Source organism: Streptomyces sp. NPDC051310 (genome assembly GCF_044455245.1).
Lineage (GTDB): Bacteria > Actinomycetota > Actinomycetes > Streptomycetales > Streptomycetaceae > Streptomyces.
In genome coordinates this window covers 192,713-216,391 of the sequence record NZ_JBITEO010000007.1, presented here as the reverse complement: position 1 = coordinate 216,391, position 23,679 = coordinate 192,713, and the positions used below count along the sequence as shown (strand labels likewise).

The following is a 23,679-nucleotide window of genomic DNA, read 5'->3' as shown; positions in this document are numbered from 1 at the left end:
GTAGTGATCGCCCTCTCCCTCGCCGAGATCGCCGAAATCGTCGGCGGGCAGTCGCACGACATACCGGATCCGGCCGTCCAGGTCACCGGGCCCGTCGTCCGCGACTCCCGCGAGATCGAACCCGGCAGCCTCTTCGTCGCCTTCGTCGGCGAACGCGTCGACGGCCACGACTACGCGCGCCAGGCCCTGGAGGCCGGCGCGGTGGCCGTCCTCGCGACCCGCCCGGTCGGCGTGCCCGCCGTCGTCGTCGACGACGTCCAGTCGGCCCTCGGCGCCCTCGCCCGCGCGGTCGTCGCACGCCTGGGCACCCGGGTCGTCGCGCTGACCGGCTCGGCCGGCAAGACCAGCACCAAGGACCTCATCGCCCAGGTGCTCCAGCGCAAGGGGCCCACCGTCTGGACGCCGGGCTCCCTCAACAACGAGATCGGCCTGCCGCTCACCGCGCTGCGCGCCACCGAGGACACCGAGCACCTCGTGCTGGAAATGGGAGCGCGCGGAATCGGCCACATCCGCTACCTGACCGAGCTGACCCCGCCGGGCATCGGGCTCGTCCTGAACGTGGGCAGCGCCCACATCGGCGAGTTCGGCGGCCGGGAGCAGATCGCCCGGGCCAAGGGCGAGCTCGTCGAGTCCCTGCCGTCCGCGGAGGAGGGCGGGATCGCCGTGCTGAACGCGGACGACCCGCTCGTACGGGCCATGGAGAGCCGGACCCGCGCGCGCGTGACCCTGTTCGGCGAGGCCGACGACGCCGACGTACGTGCCGAGAATGTCCGGCTCACGGAGAACGGACAGCCCTCTTTCCGGCTTCACACACCCACCGGGTGCAGCGACGTGACCTTGCGCCTGTACGGTGAGCACCACGTGTCGAACGCGCTCGCCGCGGCCGCCGTCGCCCATGAGCTGGGCATGTCCGTCGACGAGATCGCCACCGCGCTCTCCGAGGCGGGCACCCTCTCCCGCTGGCGCATGGAGGTCACCGAGCGTCCGGACGGTGTGACGATCGTCAACGACGCCTACAACGCGAACCCCGAGTCCATGCGGGCGGCCCTGCGCGCGCTCGCGGCCATGGGCAAGGCCGCACAGGCCAAGGGGGGCCGTACGTGGGCGGTGCTCGGTCAGATGGCCGAGCTCGGCGACGAGTCGCTCGCCGAGCACGACGCGGTCGGACGGCTCGCCGTCCGGCTCAACGTCAGCAAGCTCGTCGCAGTCGGGGGCAGGGAAGCGTCCTGGCTGCAACTGGGCGCATATAACGAGGGTTCGTGGGGTGAGGAGTCGGTGCACGTGTCCGACGCGCAGGCGGCGATCGACCTGTTGCGCAGTGAGCTGCGCCCGGGAGACGTCGTGCTGGTGAAGGCATCCAGGTCGGTGGGGCTCGAGCGGGTGGCCCAGGCACTGCTGGAGAACACCGCCGAGGGCGAGGTCGCCGGCCGATGAGGCAGATCCTCTTCGCGGGGGCCATCGGGCTCTTCCTGACCCTGATCGGCACCCCGCTGCTGATCAAGCTCCTGGCCCGCAAGGGATACGGGCAGTTCATCCGGGACGACGGCCCCCGCACGCACGGCAGCAAGAAGGGCACGCCCACCATGGGCGGCATCTCCTTCATCCTGGCCACGCTCATCGCGTACGCCCTCGCCAAGGTCATCACCGGCGAGGACCCGACGTACTCGGGCGTCCTGGTGCTGTTCCTGATGGCCGGCATGGGTCTCGTCGGCTTCCTCGACGACTACATCAAGATCGTCAAGCAGCGTTCGCTCGGTCTGCGGGCCAAGGCGAAGATGGCCGGCCAGCTGATCGTCGGCATCGCCTTCGCCGTGCTCGCACTCCAGTTCGCGGACGCCCGCGGCCAGACCCCGGCCTCCACCCGGCTCTCCTTCATCACCGACTTCGGCTGGTCCATCGGCCCGGTGCTGTTCGTGGTCTGGGCGCTGTTCATGATCCTGGCCATGTCCAACGGCGTGAACCTCACGGACGGTCTGGACGGTCTGGCCACCGGCGCCTCCGTGATGGTCTTCGGCGCGTACACCTTCATCGGCCTGTGGCAGTTCCAGGAGTCGTGCGCCAACGCCATGACCCTGACCAACCCCAACGCCTGCTTCGAGGTGCGCGACCCGCTCGACCTGGCCGTCGTCGCCTCCGCCCTCATGGGCGCCTGCTTCGGCTTCCTGTGGTGGAACACCTCGCCCGCGAAGATCTTCATGGGCGACACCGGCTCGCTCGCCCTGGGCGGCGCGCTGGCGGGTCTGGCCATCTGCTCCCGCACCGAGCTGCTGCTGGCCCTCCTGGGCGGCCTCTTCGTCCTCATCACCCTCTCCGTGGTCATCCAGGTCGGCTCCTTCCGGATGACCGGCAAGAGGGTCTTCCGGATGGCTCCGCTGCAGCACCACTTCGAGCTCAAGGGGTGGTCCGAGGTGCTGGTCGTGGTCCGGTTCTGGATCATCCAGGGCATGTGCGTCATCGTGGGTCTGGGGCTCTTCTACGCGGGATGGGCAGCCGACAAGTGAGTACCACCTGGCAGGGCAAGAACGTCACCGTCGCCGGCCTGGGCGTGAGCGGCATCCCCGCCGCCCGGGTCCTGCACGGCCTCGGCGCGCGCGTCACGGTCGTCAACGACGGCGACGACGAGCGCTCCCGCGCGCAGGCCGCGCAGCTGGAGGCGGAGGGCATCACCGTCCGCCTCGGCGACGGCGCGACCCTGCCGGAGGGCACCGGACTCGTCGTCACCACGCCCGGCTGGGCGCCCGGCAAACCGCTGTTCGCCGCGGCCGCAGCAGCGGGCGTCCCCGTCTGGGGCGACGTGGAGCTGGCGTGGCGCCTGCGCGGGCGGACCGGCCGGAAGCCGGCACCCTGGCTGGCGGTCACCGGCACCAACGGCAAGACCACGACGGTGCGGATGCTCGCGTCCATCCTCACGGCCGCCGGCCTGAGGACGGCGGCCGTCGGCAACATCGGCGTCTCCCTCCTCGACGCCGTGCTCGGCGAGGAGGAGTACGACGTCCTCGCCGTCGAGCTGTCCAGCTACCAGCTGCACTGGTCGCCGTCCCTGCGCGCGCACTCCGCCGCCGTGCTGAACCTGGCGCCGGACCACCTGGACTGGCACGGCTCCATGGAGGCCTACGCCGCCGACAAGGGCCGCATCTACGAGGGCAACCAGGTCGCCTGCGTCTACAACGTGCAGGACCCCGCCACCGAGGACCTGGTCCGGGAGGCGGACGTCGAGGAGGGGTGCCGCGCCATCGGCTTCACCCTCGGCACGCCCGGCCCCTCCCAGGTCGGCATCGTGGACGACCTCCTGGTGGACCGCGCCTTCGTCGAGAACCGGCAGAAGCAGGCCCAGGAGCTCGCCCAGGTGTCGGACATCGACCCGCCGGCGCCGCACAACATCGCCAACGCGCTCGCCGCGGCCGCCCTCGCCCGCGCCTTCGGCGTCGAGGCCAAGGCCGTGCGCGAGGGACTGCGCGCCTTCCGGCCCGACCCGCACCGCATCGAGCTCGTCGAGGAGGTCGGCGGCGTCCGCTACGTCGACGACTCCAAGGCCACCAACACGCACGCCGCCGAGGCGTCGCTGGCCGCCTACGACCCGATCGTCTGGATCGCGGGCGGCCTCGCCAAGGGCGCGACCTTCGACGAGCTGGTCGGCGCGTCCGCGGAGCGGCTGCGCGGGGTGGTCCTCATGGGCGCGGACCGCGCCCTGATCCGCGAAGCCCTCGCGCGACACGCCCCCGAGGTACCCGTCGTCGACCTCGACCGGACCGACACTGGGGCGATGTCCGCGGCGGTCCAGGAGGCGGCACGGCTGGCCCAGCCAGGGGATACGGTTCTGCTCGCCCCGGCCTGTGCCTCGATGGACATGTTCGCCAACTACAACAAGCGCGGCGAGGCGTTCGCGGACGCGGTCCGCGCACTCGCCGCCGGGCGCGCCTGACCAGCGACCAGGTCCGGCGGTGCCGGGCACGACTGGAGCGACTGGAGGGGACGGCGACCTTGCGGGCCCATCACACCGCCTCGTACGCACCGCGCGCACCGATCGGGGCGGGCCTCGCCCTGCGCGGCCGGACGGCGGGGGTGCGCCGGCCCCCCACCGCGCTCAAGGGGGGCCGGCTCCGCCGGGTCCCCGCCCCGCGCCCGCCGCGCGGCAGCACGGTGCGCGGCTGGTACGAGCGGGCGCGCCGGGCCTGGGACCGGCCTCTGACGGCGTACTACGTGATCCTCGGGGCCAGCCTGCTGATCACGGTCCTCGGGCTGGTGATGGTCTACTCGGCGTCCCAGATCAAGGCGCTGGAGCTGTCGCTGTCCGACACGTACTTCTTCCGCAAGCAGTTCCTCGCGGCCGCCATCGGGACCGGGCTGCTGCTCTTCGCCTCCCGGGTGCCGGCCAACCTGCACCGCGCGCTGGCCTACCCGCTGCTCGTGGGGACCGTCTTCCTGATGGTGCTCGTCCAGATCCCGGGGATAGGGCATTCCGTCAACGGCAACCAGAACTGGATCTACCTGGGCGGCCCCTTCCAGCTGCAGCCCAGCGAGTTCGGCAAGCTCGCCCTGATCCTGTGGGGCGCCGACCTGCTCGCCCGCAAGCAGGGCAAGCGGCTGCTGACCCAGTGGAAGCACATGCTGGTGCCGCTGGTGCCGGTCGCGTTCCTGCTGCTCGGGCTGATCATGCTCGGCGGTGACATGGGCACCGCGATCATCCTCACGGCCATCCTCTTCGGCCTGCTGTGGCTGGCCGGCGCTCCCACCCGGATGTTCGTGGGTGTCCTAACCGTGGCCGCCGCGATCGGCGTGATGCTCATCAGGACCAGCGACAACCGCATGGCCCGGCTCGCCTGCATCGGTGCCACCGAGCCCGGCCCCGGGGACTCGTGCTGGCAGGCGGTGCACGGCATCTATGCTCTGGCGTCGGGCGGATGGTTCGGTTCCGGCCTCGGTGCCAGTGTGGAAAAATGGGGCCAACTCCCCGAACCGCACACCGACTTCATCTTCGCCATCACCGGGGAGGAACTGGGGCTGGCGGGGACGCTGTCGGTGCTCGCTCTGTTCGCGGCTCTAGGCTATGCGGGTATCCGCGTGGCCGGACGCACGGAGGACCCCTTCGTGAGGTACGCCGCGGGAGGTGTGACCACCTGGATCACGGCCCAGGCCGTGATCAACATCGGTGCGGTGCTCGGCCTGCTGCCGATCGCCGGTGTCCCCCTCCCGCTGTTCTCCTACGGGGGTTCCGCCCTGCTGCCGACCATGTTCGCCGTCGGTCTGCTGATCGCCTTCGCGCGAGAGGAGCCCGCGGCGAGAGCGGCCCTGGCCATGCGCCAGCCCGTGTTCGGCAAAAAGGCCGGGGTGAGTTGGAAGTCGATGCGACGGCGCGTCAAGAAGCGTCCGTCCGGAGAGCGGTGAATTTCGGTGCATGTCGTACTCGCCGGTGGGGGGACCGCCGGCCACATCGAGCCCGCGCTCGCCCTCGCGGACGCCCTGCGCAGGCAGGACCCGACCGTGGGGATCACGGCCCTCGGTACGGAGCGGGGTCTGGAGACCCGTCTCGTACCGGAGCGGGGCTACGAGCTGGCGCTCATCCCCGCCGTCCCGCTGCCCCGCAAGCCCACACCCGAGCTGATCACCGTCCCCGGACGGCTGCGCGGCACGATCAAGGCCGCCGAGCAGATCCTGGAGCGCACCAAGGCCGACTGCGTGGTCGGCTTCGGCGGGTACGTGGCGCTGCCCGGCTACCTGGCGGCCAAGCGGCTCGGTGTGCCGATCGTGGTCCACGAGGCGAACGCCCGGCCGGGCCTCGCCAACAAGATCGGTTCGCGGTACGCGGCCGGGGTCGGCGTCGCCACCCCCGACAGCAAGCTCCGGGGCGCCCGCTACATCGGCATCCCGCTGCGGCACACGATCGCCACGCTCGACCGCGCCCGGGTCCGCCCGGAGGCGCGCGCGGCCTTCGGCCTCGACCCCAACCTGCCGACCCTGCTGGTCTCCGGCGGCTCGCAGGGCGCCCGCCGCCTCAACGAGGTGGTCCAGCAGGTCGCCCCGGTGCTCCAGCGCTCCGGCATCCAGATCCTGCACGCGGTCGGCCCGAAGAACGAACTGCCGCACGTCGACAACATGCCGGGTATGCCCCCGTACATCCCGGTATCGTATGTGGACCGGATGGACCTCGCCTATGCGGCGGCGGACATGATGCTCTGCCGCGCGGGCGCGATGACCGTCGCCGAGCTCTCCGCCGTCGGGCTGCCCGCCGCGTACGTACCGCTGCCGATCGGCAACGGTGAACAGCGGCTCAACGCCCAGCCGGTCGTCAAGGCCGGCGGCGGCCTGCTGGTCGACGACGCGGAGCTGACCCCCGAGTGGGTCCAGGGCAATGTCCTGCCGGTGCTCTCCGACCCGCACCGGCTGTACGAGATGTCCCGGGCCGCGAGCGAGTTCGGCCGCCGGGACGCCGACCAGCTGCTCGTCGGCATGGTCTACGAGGCGATCGCGGCGCGCCACAGGGCGTAGGAGCATCCGCAGGAGGCAGGGAGCATGGCCGGACCGACGACGACCGCCGCCCAGCGGGGCGCCCGCAGGACCAACGGCACGTCGTCGGCCCGGTCCCGGCCCTCCCGTCCGGGGCCACGGGGCGGCCGCACCCGGCTGCCCTCGCCCCGGACCGTGCTGGTGGTCCTGGCCGCGCTCGCCCTCGTCGCCTCGACCGTCTGGGTGCTCTACGGCTCGAAGTGGCTGCGGGTCCGGGACGTCACCGTCTCCGGCACCCGGGTCCTGACGCCGTCCCAGGTCGAGGCGGTCGCGGCGGTACCGCTGGGCTCGCCGCTCGCCTCGGTGGACACCGACGCCATCGCCGAGCGGCTGCGGCGCAAGCTGCCCAGGATCGACTCCGTGGACGTCGTCCGCTCCTGGCCGGACGGGGTCGCCCTCGAAGTGACCGAGCGCAGGCCCGTCCTGCTGCTGGAGAAGGGCACGAAGTTCGTGGAGGTGGACCGGAAGGGTGTGCGTTTCGCCACGGTCGACCGGCAGCCGCGCGGCGTGCCCCTGCTCCGGCTGACGGTCGATCAGTCCCCGAGCCTGCGCCGCTTCGACACCGAACGGCTCATCCGGGAGGCGGTGGACGTGGCCGGGGAGCTCCCGGCCGCGGTGGCCAGGGACACCCGGATCGTCGGCGTCCGCTCGTACGACTCCATCACCCTGGAGCTGACGCGGAACCGGACGGTCGTGTGGGGCAGCGGCGAGGCCGGCGAGGCGAAAGCACGTGCGCTCACCGCACTCATGAAAGCATCCCCCAAAGCGGGGCACTTCGACGTGAGTGCCCCCACAGCGCCCGCAGCGTCGCGGAGTTGACGCACATATGCCCTGGCCAGCACCCTGGTTGGTCAGTGCTCTGGGTGATCACATAGGGTGAAAAGAAAAACGGGAGGTTCGGCGTGTTCGTTGAACGTGCGCCACTTGTCGACTTAGTGTCCTGTTCGGAAGAGTCCAGCGAACAGAGACACTGGTAACCCTAAACTTCAACGTTAGGGTTTGGGTCGGCGTTTTGGACCGTCCCATCGGCATCCGTCGTCGCGGCGCGAGACCACCGCGAAGTGGCGACACGTAACTCGAGGCGAGAGGCCTTCGACGTGGCAGCACCGCAGAACTACCTCGCAGTCATCAAGGTCATCGGTGTCGGCGGCGGTGGTGTCAATGCCATCAACCGAATGATCGAGGTCGGTCTCAAGGGCGTCGAGTTCATCGCCATCAACACCGACGCGCAAGCTCTGTTGATGAGCGACGCCGACGTCAAGCTCGACGTCGGCCGCGAACTCACCCGCGGCCTCGGGGCCGGGGCCAACCCGGCAGTCGGCCGCAAGGCGGCAGAGGACCACCGTGAGGAGATCGAGGAGGTCCTCAAGGGGGCCGACATGGTCTTCGTCACCGCCGGCGAAGGCGGCGGCACCGGCACCGGCGGCGCGCCCGTCGTCGCCAACATCGCGCGCTCCCTGGGCGCCCTGACGATCGGTGTGGTGACGCGGCCGTTCACCTTCGAGGGCCGGCGCCGCGCCAACCAGGCGGAGGACGGCATCGCCGAGCTCCGCGAAGAGGTCGACACCCTCATCGTCATCCCGAACGACCGGCTGCTGTCCATCTCGGACCGCCAGGTCAGCGTGCTGGACGCCTTCAAGTCCGCCGACCAGGTGCTGCTGTCCGGCGTCCAGGGCATCACCGACCTCATCACCACCCCGGGCCTCATCAACCTCGACTTCGCCGACGTCAAGTCGGTCATGTCCGAGGCCGGCTCGGCGCTCATGGGCATCGGCTCGGCCCGCGGCGACGACCGAGCGGTGGCGGCCGCCGAGATGGCGATCTCCTCGCCGCTCCTCGAAGCCTCCATCGACGGCGCCCGCGGCGTGCTGCTCTCCATCTCCGGCGGCTCCGACCTCGGTCTCTTCGAGATCAACGAGGCCGCTCAGCTGGTCAGCGAGGCCGCCCACCCCGAGGCCAACATCATCTTCGGTGCGGTCATCGACGACGCGCTGGGCGACGAGGTGCGGGTCACGGTCATCGCGGCCGGGTTCGACGGCGGGCAGCCGCCCGCGCGGCGGGACAACATCCTCAGCGCCTCGTCGACCGCCAAGCGCGACGAGCCGGCCCCCGTGCAGCGTGAGAGCTCCCGCTCCGTCGGCGGCCTCGGCGCCGTCCCGGTCCGCGAGGAGCCGCCGGCCGTCCCGGTCGAGCCGGCCCCGCTCGCGACCGACTCCCCGCTGTCCACGGTCAACCCGACGGCGGTGCCGTCGGCCCGCCCCTACCCGGACACCTCCGCCGAAGAGCTGGACGTCCCGGACTTCCTGAAGTGACCGCGTGACGTGATAGGGCAGCGCGACACCGTGAACGGCGCGCACTTCGCCTTCACCGACAGGTGGGGCGGGGTGAGCGCCGTTCCGTACGAAGAGCTCAACCTCGGCGGGGCGGTCGGCGACGCCGCCGCCGTGCGGAGCAACCGGCGGCTCGCGGCCGGGGCGCTGGGGCTCGACCCGGAGCGGGTCGTCTGGATGAACCAGGTCCACGGCCGGGACGTCGCCGTGGTCGACGGGCCCTGGGCCACCGACGGGGAGGTTCCCCCCGTGGACGGCGTGGTCACCGCCCGGCGCGGGCTGGCGCTCGCCGTGCTCACCGCGGACTGCACCCCGGTGCTGCTCGCCGACCCGGTCGCGGGCGTGGTGGGCGCGGCCCACGCGGGGCGCCCCGGGATGGTCGCGGGCGTGGTGCCCGCCACCGTCGAGGCCATGATCGCGCTCGGCGCCGAACCGTCCCGCATCACCGCCCGAACCGGCCCGGCCGTCTGCGGGCGGTGCTACGAGGTTCCGGAGGACCTGCGCGCGGAGGTCGCCGCCGTCGTACCGGAGGCGCACTCCGAGACGAGTTGGGGCACTCCGGCCGTGGATGTCACCGCCGGCGTACTCGCGCAGCTCGACGCGCTGGGGGTGCACGACCGGCGCGTGTCGGGGATCTGCACGCTCGAATCGCGCGACCACTACTCGTACCGCCGCGACCGCACCACCGGGCGGCTCGCCGGATATGTCTGGCTGGACTGATACCTCATGACGGACCGCAAGACCCAGCTCGCCGAGAACCTGGCGCGCGTGGAGGAACGTATCGCTGCAGCGTGCGCGACCGCCGGGCGCAAGCGGGAGGACGTGACCCTGATCGTGGTCACCAAGACCTACCCGGCGAGCGACGTGCGGCTGCTGCACGAACTGGGCGTCCGGCACGTCGCCGAGAACCGCGACCAGGACGCCGCGCCCAAGGCGGCCGCGTGCGCGGATCTCGATCTGACCTGGCACTTCGTCGGTCAGCTCCAGACCAACAAAGTCCGTTCCGTAGCGAGTTATGCGCATCTGGTGCAGTCGGTCGACCGTCTGAAGCTGGTGACCGCGCTGTCGGCCGCCGCCGAACGCACCGGGCGCGAGCTGGGGTGCCTGATCCAGGTCGCCCTCGACGCCGGGGCGGGCGAACGGGGGGAGCGGGGCGGGGTGGCCCCGGACGGCATCGAGGAGTTGGCCGGCGCGGTGGCCGCGGCACCCGGGCTGCGGCTCGACGGGCTCATGACGGTGGCGCCGCTGGCCGGCCCGTACGCCGGGCGCGAACGTGCCGCATTCGATCGGCTGATGGAATTCGCATCAAGCCTGCGCGCGGCCCATCCGGCTGCGAACATGGTGTCAGCAGGGATGAGTGCGGACCTCGAGGACGCCGTGGCGGCCGGAGCGACACATGTACGCATCGGTACGGCGGTACTCGGAGACCGACCCCGGCTCGGGTAACGTCGCGAAGCAAGTCGGACCACAGCAGAAAATATGGTCATTTCCGCCGAACAGCGGACAGGCCCAGTGGATCGCGGGCACGAGCTGACGTTGCCGATCCACCACAGAGCGGAGGACTCAGAGCATGGCCGGCGCGATGCGCAAGATGGCGGTCTACCTCGGCCTCGTGGAGGACGATGGGTACGACGGCCGGGGCTTCGACCCCGATGACGACTTCGAACCCGAGCTGGAGCCGGAGCCCGAGCGGGACCGGCGGCGTCACTCGCAGCCCCCGCTCCAGGCGGAGCGGGAGGAACCGGTACGTGTCGTACCGCAACCACCGGTCCAGCGGGAACCGGTTCCGCTTCCCGCTGAAAGCGGACGACCCGCCCGAATCGCCCCCGTGGCATCCATCACACCTGAACGCCCGAGCCTGGAGAAGAACGCACCGGTGATCATGCCCAAGGTCGTGTCCGAGCGGGAGCCCTACCGCATCACCACGCTGCACCCGCGGACCTACAACGAGGCCCGTACCATCGGGGAACACTTCCGCGAGGGCACGCCTGTGATCATGAACCTCACAGAGATGGACGACACGGACGCGAAGCGACTTGTCGACTTTGCCGCCGGTCTGGTCTTCGGCCTGCATGGCAGCATTGAGCGAGTGACGCAGAAGGTGTTCCTGTTGTCGCCTGCTAACGTCGATGTCACGGCGGAGGACAAGGCCCGCATCGCAGAGGGCGGATTCTTCAACCAGAGCTGAGAGCACGACACCGGGAACGGCCGGCCGGGAGGCCGACGGACATGGCCAGGGGAGAGGGAAGCGCGGAATGAGCGTCGCACTGCAGGTGATCTACATCGCTCTGATGTGCTTCCTCGTCCTGCTGTTTTTCCGGTTGGTCATGACATACGTCTTCCAGTTCGCCCGTTCATGGGAACCCGGCAAGGCGATGGTGGTCGTTCTGGAGGCCACCTACACTGTCACCGATCCACCACTGAAGCTTCTGCAGCGGTTCATCCCACCGTTGCGTCTCGGGGGCGTGGCACTCGACCTGTCCTTCTTCGTTCTGATGATCATCGTCTACATCCTCCTCAACATCGTGGGTGGCTTCGCGATGAGGGTGTGAGGGTTGTAGCGATTACGGTCCTGCCGACTGCCGACGACTACGTAGAGGTGAAGAAGAGATGCCGCTGACCCCCGAGGACGTGCGGAACAAGCAGTTCACGACCGTCCGCCTCCGAGAAGGCTATGACGAGGACGAGGTCGATGCCTTCCTCGACGAGGTCGAGGCCGAGCTGACGCGCCTGCTCCGCGAGAACGAGGACCTGCGCGCCAAGCTGGCCGCTGCCACGCGCGCGGCCGCGCAGAACCAGCAGCAGCAGAGTATGCGCAAGCCTCCGGAGCAGCAGGACCGGCCCGTCGGTCCCGGGGCTCCCGTACCCGCCGGGATATCGGGTCCGCCGGTCCAGCAGCAGCCCCCGCAGATGGGTCCCCCCCAGCTGCCCGGTGGTGCTCCTCAGCTGCCGGCCGGTCCCAGCCACGGCGGCCCGCAGGGCCAGCACGGCCCCGGGCCCATGCAGGGCGGCCCCATGGGTGGCCCGATGGGCGGCCCCATGGGTGGTCCCATGGGCGGTCACGGCCCGCAGATGCCGCAGCCCGGTCAGGGCCCCGGCGGCGACAGCGCGGCCCGCGTCCTCTCCCTCGCCCAGCAGACCGCCGACCAGGCGATCGCGGAGGCCCGTTCCGAGGCCAACAAGATCGTCGGCGAGGCCCGGTCGCGCGCCGAGGGCCTCGAGCGCGACGCCCGTGCCAAGGCGGACGCCCTGGAGCGGGACGCGCAGGAGAAGCACCGCGTCGCGATGGGCTCGCTGGAGTCGGCCCGCGCCACGCTGGAGCGCAAGGTCGAGGACCTGCGTGGCTTCGAGCGCGAGTACCGCACCCGCCTGAAGTCGTACCTGGAGAGCCAGCTGCGCCAGCTGGAGACCCAGGCCGACGACTCGCTGGCCCCGCCGCGGACCCCGTCCGCCGCGCCGTCGCTGCCGCCGTCCCCGTCGATGGCGTCCGCAGGTGCGAGCGCTCCGTCGTACGGTGGCAACCAGACGATGGGGGGCAACCCGACGATGGGCGGTGCCCCGTCGTACGGCGGCCAGCAGCAGATGTCGCCGGCGATGACACAGCCGATGGCGCCGGTGCGCCCGCAGGCGCCGCAGCCGATGCAGCAGGCTCCGTCGCCGATGCGCGGCTTCCTCATCGACGAGGACGACAACTGACGGGGGCGGTCGCGCGATGACCGCGTAGCCGTCGGCCGGCAGGCTGTAGGGCCGGGGCCCGGGACACATGTCCCGGGCCCCGGCCCTTTGCCGTGCGACGGCCGTCGCGCAGGGGCGGTCCCTCGGGGCCACGGAGCGCGGAAGGGCCCGGCCACACCGTGCGGCCGGGCCCTTCCGCGTGCGGTTTACGCCTTGCGGAGGCGGAACGTCAGGGACAGGGACTCGTCCGAGAACGGAGCGCCGAAGCTGTCGTCGGCCTCCGCGTCGGCGAAGTCCGTGCACAGGACCTCGTCGGCGATCAGGGCCGCGTGGTCCGAGAGGGCCGAGGCGACCTCCTGGTCCGTGGACCGCCAGCGCAGCGCGATCCGGTCCGCGACGTCCAGGCCGCTGTTCTTGCGGGCCTCCTGGATCAGGCGGATCGCGTCACGGGCGAGGCCCGCGCGGCGCAGCTCGGGGGTGATCTCCAGGTCCAGGGCGACCGTCGCGCCCGCGTCGGAGGCGACCGACCAGCCCTCGCGCGGCGTCTCGGTGATGATCACCTCGTCCGGCGTGAGCGTGATCGTCTCGCCGTTGACCTCCAGGGTTGCCTCCCCGCCGCGCAGCGCCAGGGACAGCGCCGCCGCGTCCGTGGCGGCGATCGCCTTGGCCACGTCCTGGACGCCCTTGCCGAAGCGCTTGCCCAGGGCGCGGAAGTTCGCCTTGGCGGTCGTGTCGACCAGCGAGCCGCCCACCTCGGAGAGGGAGGCGAGCGAGGAGACGTTCAGCTCCTCCGTGATCTGCGCGTGCAGCTCGGCCGAGAGCGTCTCGAAGCCGGCCGCGGCGACCAGCGCGCGCGAGAGGGGCTGGCGGGTCTTGACCCCGGACTCCGCTCGCGTGGCGCGGCCCAGCTCCACCAGGCGGCGCACGAGCGCCATCTGGGAGGAGAGGGACGGGTCGATGGCGGACAGGTCCGGCTCCGGCCAGCCGGACAGGTGGACCGACTCGGGCGCGTCCGGGGTCACCGGGACGACCAGGTCCTGCCAGACCCGCTCGGTGATGAACGGGGTCAGCGGGGCCATCAGGCGCGTGATCGTCTCCACGACGTCGTGGAGGGTGCGCAGGGCCGCCTTGTCGCCCTGCCAGAAGCGGCGGCGGGAGCGGCGCACGTACCAGTTCGACAGGTCGTCCACGAAGGACGACAGCAGCTTGCCGGCGCGCTGGGTGTCGTAGGCCTCCAGGGCCTGCGTCACCTGGTCCACGAGCGCGTGCAGCTCGGAGAGCAGCCAGCGGTCCAGCAGCGGCCGGTCCGCCGGGGCCGGGTCCTCGGCGGACGGCGCCCAGCCGGAGGTCCGCGCGTACAGCGCCTGGAAGGCGACCGTGTTCCAGTACGTCAGGAGCGTCTTGCGGACGACCTCCTGGATCGTTCCGTGGCCCACGCGCCGTGCCGCCCACGGGGAGCCGCCGGCCGCCATGAACCAGCGCACCGCGTCCGCGCCGTGCTGGTCCATGAGCGGGATCGGCTGGAGGATGTTGCCCAGGTGCTTGGACATCTTCCGGCCGTCCTCGGCGAGGATGTGGCCCAGGCAGACCACGTTCTCGTACGACGACTTGTCGAAGACCAGGGTGCCGACGGCCATCAGCGTGTAGAACCAGCCGCGGGTCTGGTCGATGGCCTCCGAGATGAACTGCGCCGGGTAGCGCTTCTCGAAGAGGTCCTTGTTCTTGTAGGGGTAGCCGTACTGCGCGAACGGCATGGAGCCCGAGTCGTACCAGGCGTCGATGACTTCGGGGACGCGCGTCGCCGTCTCCCGGCACGTCGGGCAGGGGAAGGTCACGTCGTCGATGTACGGGCGGTGCGGGTCCAGGGACGACTGGTCGGAGCCCGTCAGCTCGCTCAGCTCGGCGAGCGAGCCGACACAGGTGAGGTGGCCCTCCTCGCAGCGCCAGATCGGCAGCGGGGTGCCCCAGTAGCGGTTGCGGGACAGCGCCCAGTCGATGTTGTTGTTCAGCCAGTCGCCGAAGCGGCCGTGCTTGACGGAGTCCGGGAACCAGTTGGTGTTCTCGTTCTCCTCCAGCAGCCGGTCCTTGACCGCGGTCGTACGGATGTACCACGACGGCTGGGCGTAGTAGAGCAGCGCCGTGTGGCAGCGCCAGCAGTGCGGGTAGCTGTGCTCGTACGCGATGTGCTTGAAGAGCAGGCCACGGGCCTGGAGGTCGGCGGTGAGGGCCTCGTCGGCCTTCTTGAAGAACTGGCCGCCGACGAGACCGAGGTCCTCCTCGAAGGTGCCGTCCGGCCGGACCGGGTTGACGACGGGCAGGCCGTAGGCGCGGCAGACCTTGAGGTCGTCCTCACCGAAGGCGGGTGCCTGGTGGACCAGACCCGTACCGTCCTCGGTGGTGACGTAGTCGGCGTTCACGACGAAGTGGGCCGGCGCGGGGAACTCGACGAGCTCGAACGGGCGCTCGTACGTCCAGCGCTCCATCTCGGCGCCGGTGAACGTCTGCCCGGTGGCTTCCCAGCCCTCGCCGAGCGCCTTCTCCAGCAGCGGCTGGGCGACGACCAGCTTCTCCTCGCCGTCGGTGGCGACGACGTACGTGACCTCGGGGTGGGCGGCGACGGCCGTGTTGGAGACGAGGGTCCAGGGGGTCGTCGTCCAGACCAGGAGGGCGGCCTCGCCCGCGAGCGGGCCGGAGGTCAGCGGGAAGCGCACGAAGACGGACGGGTCGACGACCGTCTCGTACCCCTGCGCCAGCTCGTGGTCGGACAGGCCCGTGCCGCAGCGGGGGCACCAGGGGGCGACGCGGTGGTCCTGGACCAGGAGCCCCTTGTCGAAGATCTCCTTCAGCGACCACCAGACCGACTGGACGTACTCCGGGTCCATCGTCCGGTAGGCGTCGTCCAGGTCGACCCAGTAGCCCATGCGGGTCGTCAGCTCGGCGAACGCGTCGGTGTGGCGGGTCACGGACTCGCGGCACTTGGCGTTGAACTCGGCGATGCCGTACGCCTCGATGTCCTTCTTGCCGGAGAAGCCGAGCTCCTTCTCCACGGCGAGCTCGACCGGCAGGCCGTGGCAGTCCCAGCCGGCCTTGCGGGCGACGTGGTAGCCCCGCATGGTGCGGAAGCGGGGGAACACGTCCTTGAAGACGCGGGCCTCGATGTGGTGGGCGCCGGGCATGCCGTTGGCGGTCGGGGGGCCCTCGTAGAACACCCACTCCGGGCGGCCCTCGGACTGCTCGAGACTCTTGGCGAAGATCTTCTGCTCGCGCCAGAACTCGAGCACGGCGTGCTCGAGGGCGGGCAGGTCGACCTGGGCGGGTACCTGGCGGTACTGCGACATCGAATCCTCCGGCGGACTGTTCCTCGTTCCGTCGGAGGGACGAGAGCGCGCTTGCGTGCTCCCGCGGTACCACCCTCCTTGGCCCCGGGCGTCCGGGCCGGACGTCCTGAGCCCCCTCATTGGGGTCGCGATGCCGGTTCTACTGGCCTTGCGGCGTTCTTCCGGCGGCTCCGGGGTGATGCTTCACGTCGGGCTCGCCCCCGGGCTCTCACCGTCCCCGGGTCGCTCATGGCTGCGTACGACGCTACTGGTCCCCATCCACGCCTTTCGCTCCGCCCAGTGTAAGGGCCCCGCGGGTGCGGAGCCGACCGCTTTTCGCCGGGGCCGCGAGGGGCGGCGGTGTGACCCGAATGGCCACATGCGCGCCGGCCGCTCCGCATCGCCCGAGGTGGCCGGATTACGGCGCGGGGAGCTGGGCACAACGGATGCAGGCTGTCCTGCCGCGGGCATGGGGCCACCGGAACCGGCGGCGTGCCCCGTTGCCGCGGGGCTGGAGTCGATTTATCGTCCCAGCACGATTCGCGAGCAAGATCACAATATGTGAAGGGGCCGCGACATGGTGGCGAAGAAGACCGCCGCGGAGAAGACGGCCGCCAGGAAGACGACCGCGAAGACGGCGCGGGCCGCGCCGGCGGAGGCACCCGTGCGGGTGCCTGCGCACAAGACGGTTTCCACGAGGTCGCAGGCGGCCGCCTCGCGGAAGGGCACCGTCAAGAAGGCCCCCGGTCCGGTCGCGGAGGCTCGCGCCGAGGTGCTGGTGGACGCGGCGCCCCCGCAGAGGGCTCCCACGGGTGCCGCCGCTGCGCGGAAGGCTCCCGCCAGGAGGACGGCCGGGAGCGCGGACACCGGGCCGCTTGGGACGGGCGAGGCGGCGTCCGGGGCCGGAGCCCGGGCGGCGGCGGTTGCCGGGAAGGCGTCGGCCGGGAAGGTGGCAGCGGGAAAGACGGCGGCGGGAAAGGCGGCCGCTGCGGCAGATGGGGAAACCGTCTCCGGAAAAGCCTCCGGAAAGCCCGCGGGTAGGTCGTCCGCCGGAGAGTCGGCCGTCAAGAAGGCATCCGTCAAGAAGGCAGCCGCCAAGGAAGCGCCCGCGAGGCAGGCGGTCGCCGAGATGGCACCGGCCAAGGAAACGCCCTCCAGGAAGGCGTCCGCAAAGGAAATGCCCGCCAAGAGGGCGTCCGCAAAGAAGGCGCCCGCTACGAAGGCGGCTGCCAAGGAGGAGCTCACGACAACGGCACCGGCCAGGGAAGCGTCCTCCGGAAAGGGGGCCGCAAAGAAGGCGCCCGCTACGAAGGCGGCTGCCAAGGAGGAGCTCACGACAACGGCACTCGCCAAGGAAGCGTCTTCCAAGAAGGCGCCCGCCAGGAAGGCGGCTGTCAAGGAGGCGCCCGCCAGGAAGGCAGCCGCCAAGGAGGCGCCCATGGAAACGGCATCAGCCACGGAGGAACCCGCCAAGAAGGCGCCCGCCAAGAAGGCACCCGCCAAGAAGGCACCCGCCAAGAAGGGGGCCGTCAAGAAGGCAGCCGTCAAGAAGATCCCGGGCGGGGCGGGCGAGGCAGTGGCCGGCGCGGGTGGAAGGGCCGCGAAGGGCGAGGCGCCGGCCGAGAAGGCGGCAGGGAAGAAGCGGGCGGTCAAAGCGGCCGCACGGAAGGCCGCACCCGCGGCCGAGGGGGCGGCGCAGGCCGCGGAGAAGACGGGAGCCAGGACGGTGGCAGCGAAGAAGATCGCGGATGTGACCCCGGCGCAGGCGGCGGCCACGAAGCCGGTGCCGCAGGCACGGGGTGTCGCCGGTGCGGCGCCCGAGGAGCTGGCCGTACGGCCCGGCGAGGAGCCGTGGAGCCCCGAGGAGGTCGCGGAGGCCCGGGCCGAGCTGGAGGGCGAGGTGGCACGGCTCCACGCCGAGCTCGCCGCCTCCGAGGAGGCGCTGTCCGGCCTGATGCGGGACTCCGGGGACGGTGCCGGCCACGACGAGGCCGACACCGGCACCAAGAACATCACGCGCGAGCACGAGATGGCGCTCGCCGCCAACGCCCGGGCCACCCTGGAGCAGATCGAGCACGCCCTCCAGCGGCTCGACGCGGGGACGTACGGCCTGTGCGAGGTGTGCGGCAAGCCCATCGGCAAGGCGCGCATGCAGGCGTTCCCACGGGCCACCCTGTGCGTGGAGGACAAGCAGAAGCAGGAAAGGCGAGGCTGAACCCGCACGTGTGTGCCGTACCCTCGTGGTCAGTCAGGCACCTAGGTTGAGGGACTCACGTGGCAGAGGCGGAGCGCACCATCGGTACGCCGGATGTTGGGGACGAGGCTGCGGCGCCCGCCGAGCAGCCCAGGGGAAGGCGCCGGATCGTCGCGCTCTTCACCGTGGCACTCGTGGCCTACCTGCTGGATCTCGGCAGCAAGATGGTCGTGGTGGCCAAGCTGGAGCACCACGAGCCGATCCAGGTGATCGGCGACCTGCTGAGGTTCGAGGCGGTGCGCAACCCGGGTGCCGCGTTCGGGATCGGTGAGGCCTTCACCGTGATCTTCACGGTCATCGCGGCGACGGTGATCGTGGTGATCATCCGCCTGGCGCGCAAGCTGTACAGCCTGCCGTGGGCGATCGCGCTCGGTCTGCTGCTCGGCGGGGCGCTCGGCAACCTCACCGACCGGATCTTCCGGTCGCCCGGCGTCTTCCAGGGCGCGGTGGTGGACTTCATCGCCCCCGCGCACTTCGCCGTCTTCAACCTCGCCGACTCGGCGATCGTGTGCGGCGGGTTCCTGATCGTGATCCTGTCGTTCAGGGGCCTGGACCCCGACGGGACCGTCCACAAGGACTGACAAGGCATACTCGACGGGTGAGCACGATTCCCGAGATCCGTACGCTGCCCGTTCCCGATGGTCTGGAGGGCGAGCGCGTCGACGCCGCCATCGCCCGTATGTTCGGGTTTTCCCGCACCAAGGCGGCCGAGCTGGCCGCCGCCGGGAAGGTGCTCGTCGACGGCGCCGTCGTCGGCAAGTCCGAGCGGGTGAGCGGCGGCGCCTGGCTGGAGGTGGAGATGCCGGCGCCCGCCGCGCCCGTGCAGATCGTCGCCGAGCCCGTCGAGGGCATGGAGATCGTGCACGACGACGATGACATCGTCGTGATCGTCAAGCCGGTCGGCGTGGCCGCCCACCCGAGCCCCGGCTGGACCGGCACCACCGTGATCGGCGGCCTCGCCGCGGCCGGCTACCGCATCTCGACGTCCGGCGCGGCCGAGCGGCAGGGCATCGTGCACCGCCTCGACGTCGGCACCTCCGGGCTCATGGTCGTGGCCAAGTCGGAGCGGGCGTACACGCTGCTCAAGGCCCAGTTCCGCGAGCGCACGGTCGACAAGCGCTACCACGCGCTCGTCCAGGGCCACCCCGACCCGCTGAGCGGCACGATCGACGCCCCCATCGGCCGCCACCCGAACCACGACTACAAGTGGGCCGTCACCGCCGAGGGCAAGCCCTCCGTGACGCACTACGACCTGATCGAGGCGTACCGGGCGGCCTCCCTGCTCGACATCAAGCTGGAGACGGGCCGCACCCACCAGATCCGGGTCCACATGTCCGCCCACCGCCACCCCTGCGTCGGCGACCTGACGTACGGCGCCGACCCGACGCTGGCCAAGCGCCTGCGCCTGACCCGCCAGTGGCTGCACGCGGTGCGGCTCGGTTTCGAGCACCCGGCGGACGGCCGCTGGGTCGAGTTCGCGAGCGGCTACCCCGACGACCTCCAGCACGCCCTCGACACGATCGCCGCGGAGAGCGCATGAGCCCCTTCCTCGTCCGGGAGGCAGCGACCGACGAGGACCTGAAGGCCGGCTTCGCCGTCCGCCGCGAGGTCTTCGTCGTCGAGCAGGGCGTCCCCGAGGAGATCGAGTACGACGCGCACGACGCGACCGCCGTGCACGTCCTGGCCGTCCGCCGCTCCGACGGCACCGCCCTGGGCACCGGGCGGCTCCTGCACGGGCCGGACGCGGCCGCCAGGACCGGCGGCGCCGAGGACGTCGGCTCCCTCGGCCGCCTGGCGGTGGTGAGGGCGGCCCGCGGCCTCGGCATCGGCGTGGCGCTCGTGCGCGCCATCGAGGAGGCGGCACGGGCGCGGGGACTGACCGCGGTGGACCTCCACGCCCAGACGCAGGCACTGGGGTTCTACGAGCGGCTCGGGTACGAGGCGTACGGCACGCCGTTCCAGGACGCGGGCATGCCGCACCTCGCGATGCGGCGGATGCTCTGACGCACGTGGCAGGGTTGGGAGTGCTGATCGTCTCGGACTGACCGGACCCTCCGACCGGGTCCTCGCGGGCGGAAGGGCACACCGTGGACCAACTGGCTCTGCTTCTCGTGCTGCTTCTGGGCGCTGTGGTGACCGTGCCGCTCGGGGAACGGCTGGGCCTGCCCGCCCCGGTGCTGATGACGATCGGCGGGATGGGCCTCGCCCTGCTCCCGTTCGTCCCGAACGTCGACATCCCGCCCGACTACATCCTGCCCCTGGTCCTGCCGCCGCTGCTGTACGCGGCCGTCCAGCGCACCTCCTGGCGCCAGTTCACCGCCAACAGGAGGCCCATCTTCCTGCTCGCCGTCGCGCTAGTCTTCGTGACCACCGCCGCCGTGGCGGCCGTCGCGAGCGCTGTCGTACCGGGGCTGCCGCTGGCCGCCGCCGTCGCGCTCGGCGCGCTCGTCGCGCCGCCCGATCCGGTCGCGGCGACCGCGGTCGCGGGGTCCCTCGGGCTGCCGCGCCGGCTCGTGTCGATCCTGGAGGGCGAGGGGCTGTTCAACGACGTCACCGCGATCGTGCTGTACCACGTGGCGATCGGGGCGGCGCTCGCCGGGACGTTCTCCTGGGGGGCGGCCGTGGGGGAGCTGGCGCTGTCGGCCGTGGTCGCCGTCGTCGTGGGGCTGGCGCTCGGCTGGCTGTCCGACAAGCTGATGGGCGTCCTCGGGGACCCCACCTTGCAGACCGGGCTCACCCTGCTGGTGCCGTTCGTCGGCTACGTCCTGGCGGACCGACTGCTCGGTTCCGGTGTCCTCGCCGTCCTCGTCACCGCCCTCTACCTCGCCGAACACGCCGTCGACGCCGACGACGTGATGGGCCGTCTGGCGGGCCGGGCGTTCTGGGAGGTCGTCGACGTCCTGGTCACGGGCATCGCCTTCGGGCTGATCGGCCTGGAGCTGCACCACGTCTTCGGCACGGCCGAGGGACGGGAGCCGGAGATGCTCGGCTGGGGCGGCGCGGTCGCCGCCTGCGTCGTCGGCGTACGGCTGGCGTGGCTGCTGCCCGCCACCTGGCTGGCCAAGCGGCTGCACACGCGGCGGGACTACGACGAGGAGATCCCGGTCAGCTGGCGGGAGACCGTCGTCATGTGGTGGTCGGGCATGCGGGGCGTGGCGTCGGTCGCCCTGGCCCTCGCCGTCCCGCTGCGCGACGACCACGGGGCGCCCTTCCCCTGGCGCGACGAGATCATCTTCATCGCCTTCTGCGTCATCGTCGCGACCCTCGTCTTCCAGGGCCTGACCCTGCCGTGGCTGGTCGGGAAGCTCGGCGTACGCGCCGACACGGACAGCGAGCGGGAGTTCGAGCGGAGCCTGGCCCGGCGGGCCGCACGGGCCGCGAAACGGCGCCTGAAGGAGCTCCAGGAGGTCGACGAGCTGCCGGAGGAGATCCAGGAGCGGCTCCAGCGCATCGCGTTCGAGGTGGGAGCGAGGATCAGCCCGGAGGTGCTGGACGAGGAGCGGCGGTCATCGGCGGCCCAGCGGGCGGAGCGCTTCAAGGCGATCCAGCGCATCCATCACGAGATGCTGTCCGCCGCCCGTCACGAGGTGCTCGCCGCGCGCAGCGAACCCGGCGCCGACCCGGAGGTCGTCGACCGGGTGCTGCGGCAACTGGACGTCCACAGCCTGCGCTGAGGCCGGTGCCGACCGTGAGCCGTGAGCCGTGAGCCGTCAGCCGCGGCCGGTGCGGACGCCGGGCTTCCGCTCCGCTTCGGGTTTCTGCTCCGCGTCCCGTACGACGTACGCGTCGACGTTGTTGCTGTGGACCTCCGCCGCCCGCGGGGGCCGGTCATCGTGCCACTGCCCGTCCGGCGACGGCGCGGGCGCGGCCGTGGCCGTGGCGACGCGCGGCAGCGCGTACGGGTGCTCCCGGCACAGCCAGGCGACCATCTGCTCCCGCACGGCGCAGCGCACGGTCCAGATGTCGTCGGCGTCCTTCGCCGTCACCACCGCGCGCACCTGGATCGTGGTGGGCGTGGTGTCGGTGACGGCCAGCGACCAGTCGCGGCCGTCCCAGGCGGAGCAGGCGTGCAGGATGTCCTGGAGCTTGTCGCGCATCAGGCCGACCGGTGCCGTGTGGTCGAGGTGGAAGAAGATCGTGCCGGTCATCTGGGCGCCGCCGCGCGACCAGTTCTCGAACGGCTTGCTGGTGAAGTACGACACGGGCATCGTGATCCGGCGCTCGTCCCAGGTCCGTACGGCCAGGAACGTCAGCGTGACCTCCTCCACCACGCCCCACTCGCCGTCCACGACGACCGTGTCACCGATGCGGACCATGTCGCCGAAGGCGATCTGGAAGCCGGCGAAGAGGTTGCCGAGGGTGGACTGCGCCGCGACACCGGCGACGATGCCGATGATGCCCGCGGAGGCCAGCATCGACGTGCCGATCGTGCGGAAGTCCGGGAACGTCAGCAGCATCGCCGCGACCGCCACCACACCGACCACGGCGGTGACGATCCGCATGATGAGCGTCACCTGGGTGCGGACCCGGCGCACCCGGGCCGCGTCGCGCGTGGAGGACGCGTAACGGGCGTAACTGGACTCCACTATGGCGGCGGCGATCCGCACCACCAGCCAGGCGCTGGCCCCGATCAGGACGAGACTGAGCACCTGGCCGATGGCGGCCTGGTGGGAGACGATGACCTGCCACCTGGTCTGCCGGTACGAGCCGCGCAGCAGGGCGGTGAGCAGGACCACCTGCAGCGGTATGCGGCAGCGGCGCAGCAGGTCCCACAGAGGGGTCTCCGGGTGCCGGGCGTCGATGCGGCGCAGCAGCACGTCGGCCAGCCAGCCGACGAGCAGGGTCAGCACCGCCGCCCCACCGAGGACGGTCGTTGGGCGCAGTACGTTCTCCATGGATCCGGGACTCCGACGACGGCTGGCAGGATGGCCGGATGGACATCATGCTCTTCCATTCGGCCTACGGTCTGCGCCCGGCCGTCCACACGGCAGCCGACCGGCTGCGCGCGGCCGGGCACCACGTGCACGTGCCCGACCTCTACGACGGTCAAACTGCCGGAACGGTGGAGGAAGGAATGGCGATCAGAGAGCGGATCGGCAAGGAGGAGCTGCTCAAGCGGGCCGTCCTCGCCGCCGCCCCGTACTCCGAGCGAGGGCTCGTGTACGCCGGGTTCTCACTGGGCGCGTCCGTCGCCCAGACACTGGCCCTCGGCGACGAGAAGGCCCGCGGGCTGCTGCTGGTGCACGGCACGTCCGACATCGCGCCCAACGCGTCGGTGGACGAGCTGCCGGTCCAGCTGCACGTCGCCGCTCCGGACCCCTTCGAACCGGACGACTGGCTGAACGCCTGGTACCTGCGGATGCGGCAGGTCGGCGCGGACCCGGAGGTCTACCGCTACCAGGGCGCCGGGCACCTGTACACGGACCCCGGCCTGCCGGACTACGACGAGGACGCCGCCGAGCGGACCTTCCGGATCGCCGTGGACTTCGTGGACGGCCTGTAGCCGGCACAGCGGTGGGGGGGGGGGGGCGGGGCGGGGGGGGGGGGGGGGGGGGGGGGGGGCGGGGGGGGGGGGGGGGGGGGGGGGGGGGGGTGGGCT

General features: G+C 71.5%; 21 protein-coding genes. 18 read left to right on the top strand and 3 right to left on the bottom strand.

Features of this window, described 5'->3' with window-relative positions; genetic code table 11:
- Positions 1-3: 3 nt before the first annotated feature.
- From murF to ACIA79_RS13125, 12 genes are all read left to right on the top strand, one after another.
- A complete protein-coding gene (gene murF, locus ACIA79_RS13180) occupies positions 4-1,434 on the top strand; it encodes a UDP-N-acetylmuramoyl-tripeptide--D-alanyl-D-alanine ligase (RefSeq protein WP_399428298.1) in 1,431 nt (476 codons plus the stop codon).
- Positions 1,431-2,501: a phospho-N-acetylmuramoyl-pentapeptide-transferase gene (mraY, locus tag ACIA79_RS13175; protein ID WP_399428297.1), complete on the top strand. Its 1,071-nt coding sequence runs from the start codon at positions 1,431-1,433 to the stop codon at positions 2,499-2,501. Before murF ends, mraY begins: the two co-directional genes overlap by 4 nt.
- On the top strand, positions 2,483-3,922 hold the full coding sequence (gene murD, locus ACIA79_RS13170) for a UDP-N-acetylmuramoyl-L-alanine--D-glutamate ligase (protein ID WP_399428296.1): 1,440 nt from the start codon (positions 2,483-2,485) through the stop codon (positions 3,920-3,922). The genes mraY and murD overlap by 19 nt, the downstream gene beginning before the upstream one ends.
- Before the next feature lie 59 nt (positions 3,923-3,981).
- The gene (gene ftsW / locus ACIA79_RS13165; protein WP_399428295.1) at positions 3,982-5,385 is read left to right on the top strand and encodes a putative lipid II flippase FtsW; all 1,404 of its coding nucleotides are present in this window, start codon (positions 3,982-3,984) and stop codon (positions 5,383-5,385) included.
- A gap of 6 nt (positions 5,386-5,391) precedes the next feature.
- A complete protein-coding gene (gene murG, locus ACIA79_RS13160) occupies positions 5,392-6,486 on the top strand; it encodes an undecaprenyldiphospho-muramoylpentapeptide beta-N-acetylglucosaminyltransferase (protein ID WP_031069865.1) in 1,095 nt (364 codons plus the stop codon).
- Between the two features lie 24 nt (positions 6,487-6,510).
- Positions 6,511-7,323 carry a cell division protein FtsQ/DivIB gene (locus tag ACIA79_RS13155; protein ID WP_399428294.1) on the top strand — a complete coding sequence of 271 codons (813 nt, stop codon included), beginning with the start codon at positions 6,511-6,513 and terminating at the stop codon, positions 7,321-7,323.
- 278 nt (positions 7,324-7,601) lie between these two features.
- Positions 7,602-8,816 (top strand): cell division protein FtsZ, encoded by a 1,215-nt coding sequence (gene ftsZ, locus ACIA79_RS13150; RefSeq protein ID WP_399428293.1) that lies wholly within the window; start codon positions 7,602-7,604, stop codon positions 8,814-8,816.
- Between the two features lie 9 nt (positions 8,817-8,825).
- On the top strand, positions 8,826-9,554 hold the full coding sequence (pgeF, locus tag ACIA79_RS13145) for a peptidoglycan editing factor PgeF (RefSeq protein ID WP_399428292.1): 729 nt from the start codon (positions 8,826-8,828) through the stop codon (positions 9,552-9,554).
- A 6-nt stretch (positions 9,555-9,560) separates the two neighbouring features.
- The gene (locus ACIA79_RS13140) at positions 9,561-10,280 is read left to right on the top strand and encodes a YggS family pyridoxal phosphate-dependent enzyme (protein WP_399428291.1); all 720 of its coding nucleotides are present in this window, start codon (positions 9,561-9,563) and stop codon (positions 10,278-10,280) included.
- Between the two features lie 124 nt (positions 10,281-10,404).
- A complete protein-coding gene (locus tag ACIA79_RS13135) occupies positions 10,405-11,022 on the top strand; it encodes a cell division protein SepF (RefSeq protein ID WP_031069876.1) in 618 nt (205 codons plus the stop codon).
- A gap of 67 nt (positions 11,023-11,089) precedes the next feature.
- Positions 11,090-11,386, top strand: a complete 297-nt coding sequence (locus ACIA79_RS13130; protein WP_031069879.1) for a YggT family protein — start codon at positions 11,090-11,092, stop codon at positions 11,384-11,386.
- A gap of 58 nt (positions 11,387-11,444) precedes the next feature.
- On the top strand, positions 11,445-12,530 hold the full coding sequence (locus tag ACIA79_RS13125) for a DivIVA domain-containing protein (protein WP_399428290.1): 1,086 nt from the start codon (positions 11,445-11,447) through the stop codon (positions 12,528-12,530).
- A gap of 185 nt (positions 12,531-12,715) precedes the next feature.
- On the opposite strand, the gene ileS is transcribed toward ACIA79_RS13125, so the two are convergent.
- Together ileS and ACIA79_RS13115 are read right to left on the bottom strand one after the other, a co-directional pair.
- Entirely contained in the window at positions 12,716-15,847 is a 3,132-nt protein-coding gene (ileS, locus tag ACIA79_RS13120) for an isoleucine--tRNA ligase (RefSeq protein ID WP_399428289.1), read from the bottom strand.
- A 531-nt stretch (positions 15,848-16,378) separates the two neighbouring features.
- A complete protein-coding gene (locus ACIA79_RS13115; protein WP_399428288.1) occupies positions 16,379-17,284 on the bottom strand; it encodes a hypothetical protein in 906 nt (301 codons plus the stop codon).
- Here ACIA79_RS13115 and ACIA79_RS13110 point away from each other — a divergent pair.
- The 5 genes from ACIA79_RS13110 (at position 17,265) to ACIA79_RS13090 (ending at position 21,754) form a co-directional block, all read left to right on the top strand.
- Positions 17,265-18,041, top strand: a complete 777-nt coding sequence (locus ACIA79_RS13110; protein WP_399428287.1) for a TraR/DksA family transcriptional regulator — start codon at positions 17,265-17,267, stop codon at positions 18,039-18,041. The genes ACIA79_RS13115 and ACIA79_RS13110 overlap by 20 nt on opposite strands.
- Before the next feature lie 59 nt (positions 18,042-18,100).
- Positions 18,101-18,661: a signal peptidase II gene (lspA, locus tag ACIA79_RS13105; protein WP_399428286.1), complete on the top strand. Its 561-nt coding sequence runs from the start codon at positions 18,101-18,103 to the stop codon at positions 18,659-18,661.
- A gap of 17 nt (positions 18,662-18,678) precedes the next feature.
- Positions 18,679-19,620 (top strand): RluA family pseudouridine synthase, encoded by a 942-nt coding sequence (locus ACIA79_RS13100; RefSeq protein WP_399428285.1) that lies wholly within the window; start codon positions 18,679-18,681, stop codon positions 19,618-19,620.
- On the top strand, positions 19,617-20,084 hold the full coding sequence (locus ACIA79_RS13095) for a GNAT family N-acetyltransferase (RefSeq protein WP_399428284.1): 468 nt from the start codon (positions 19,617-19,619) through the stop codon (positions 20,082-20,084). Before ACIA79_RS13100 ends, ACIA79_RS13095 begins: the two co-directional genes overlap by 4 nt.
- A gap of 83 nt (positions 20,085-20,167) precedes the next feature.
- The gene (locus ACIA79_RS13090) at positions 20,168-21,754 is read left to right on the top strand and encodes a Na+/H+ antiporter (RefSeq protein WP_399428283.1); all 1,587 of its coding nucleotides are present in this window, start codon (positions 20,168-20,170) and stop codon (positions 21,752-21,754) included.
- A 36-nt stretch (positions 21,755-21,790) separates the two neighbouring features.
- Here ACIA79_RS13090 and ACIA79_RS13085 read toward each other — a convergent pair whose 3' ends face one another.
- The gene (locus tag ACIA79_RS13085; RefSeq protein WP_399428282.1) at positions 21,791-22,975 is read right to left on the bottom strand and encodes a mechanosensitive ion channel family protein; all 1,185 of its coding nucleotides are present in this window, start codon (positions 22,973-22,975) and stop codon (positions 21,791-21,793) included.
- A 38-nt stretch (positions 22,976-23,013) separates the two neighbouring features.
- Between ACIA79_RS13085 and ACIA79_RS13080 the strand changes: the two genes are divergently transcribed.
- Complete coding sequence (locus ACIA79_RS13080) at positions 23,014-23,583, top strand: dienelactone hydrolase family protein (protein WP_399428281.1); 570 nt, start codon at positions 23,014-23,016, stop codon at positions 23,581-23,583.
- The last annotated feature ends 96 nt before the right edge of the window (positions 23,584-23,679 follow it).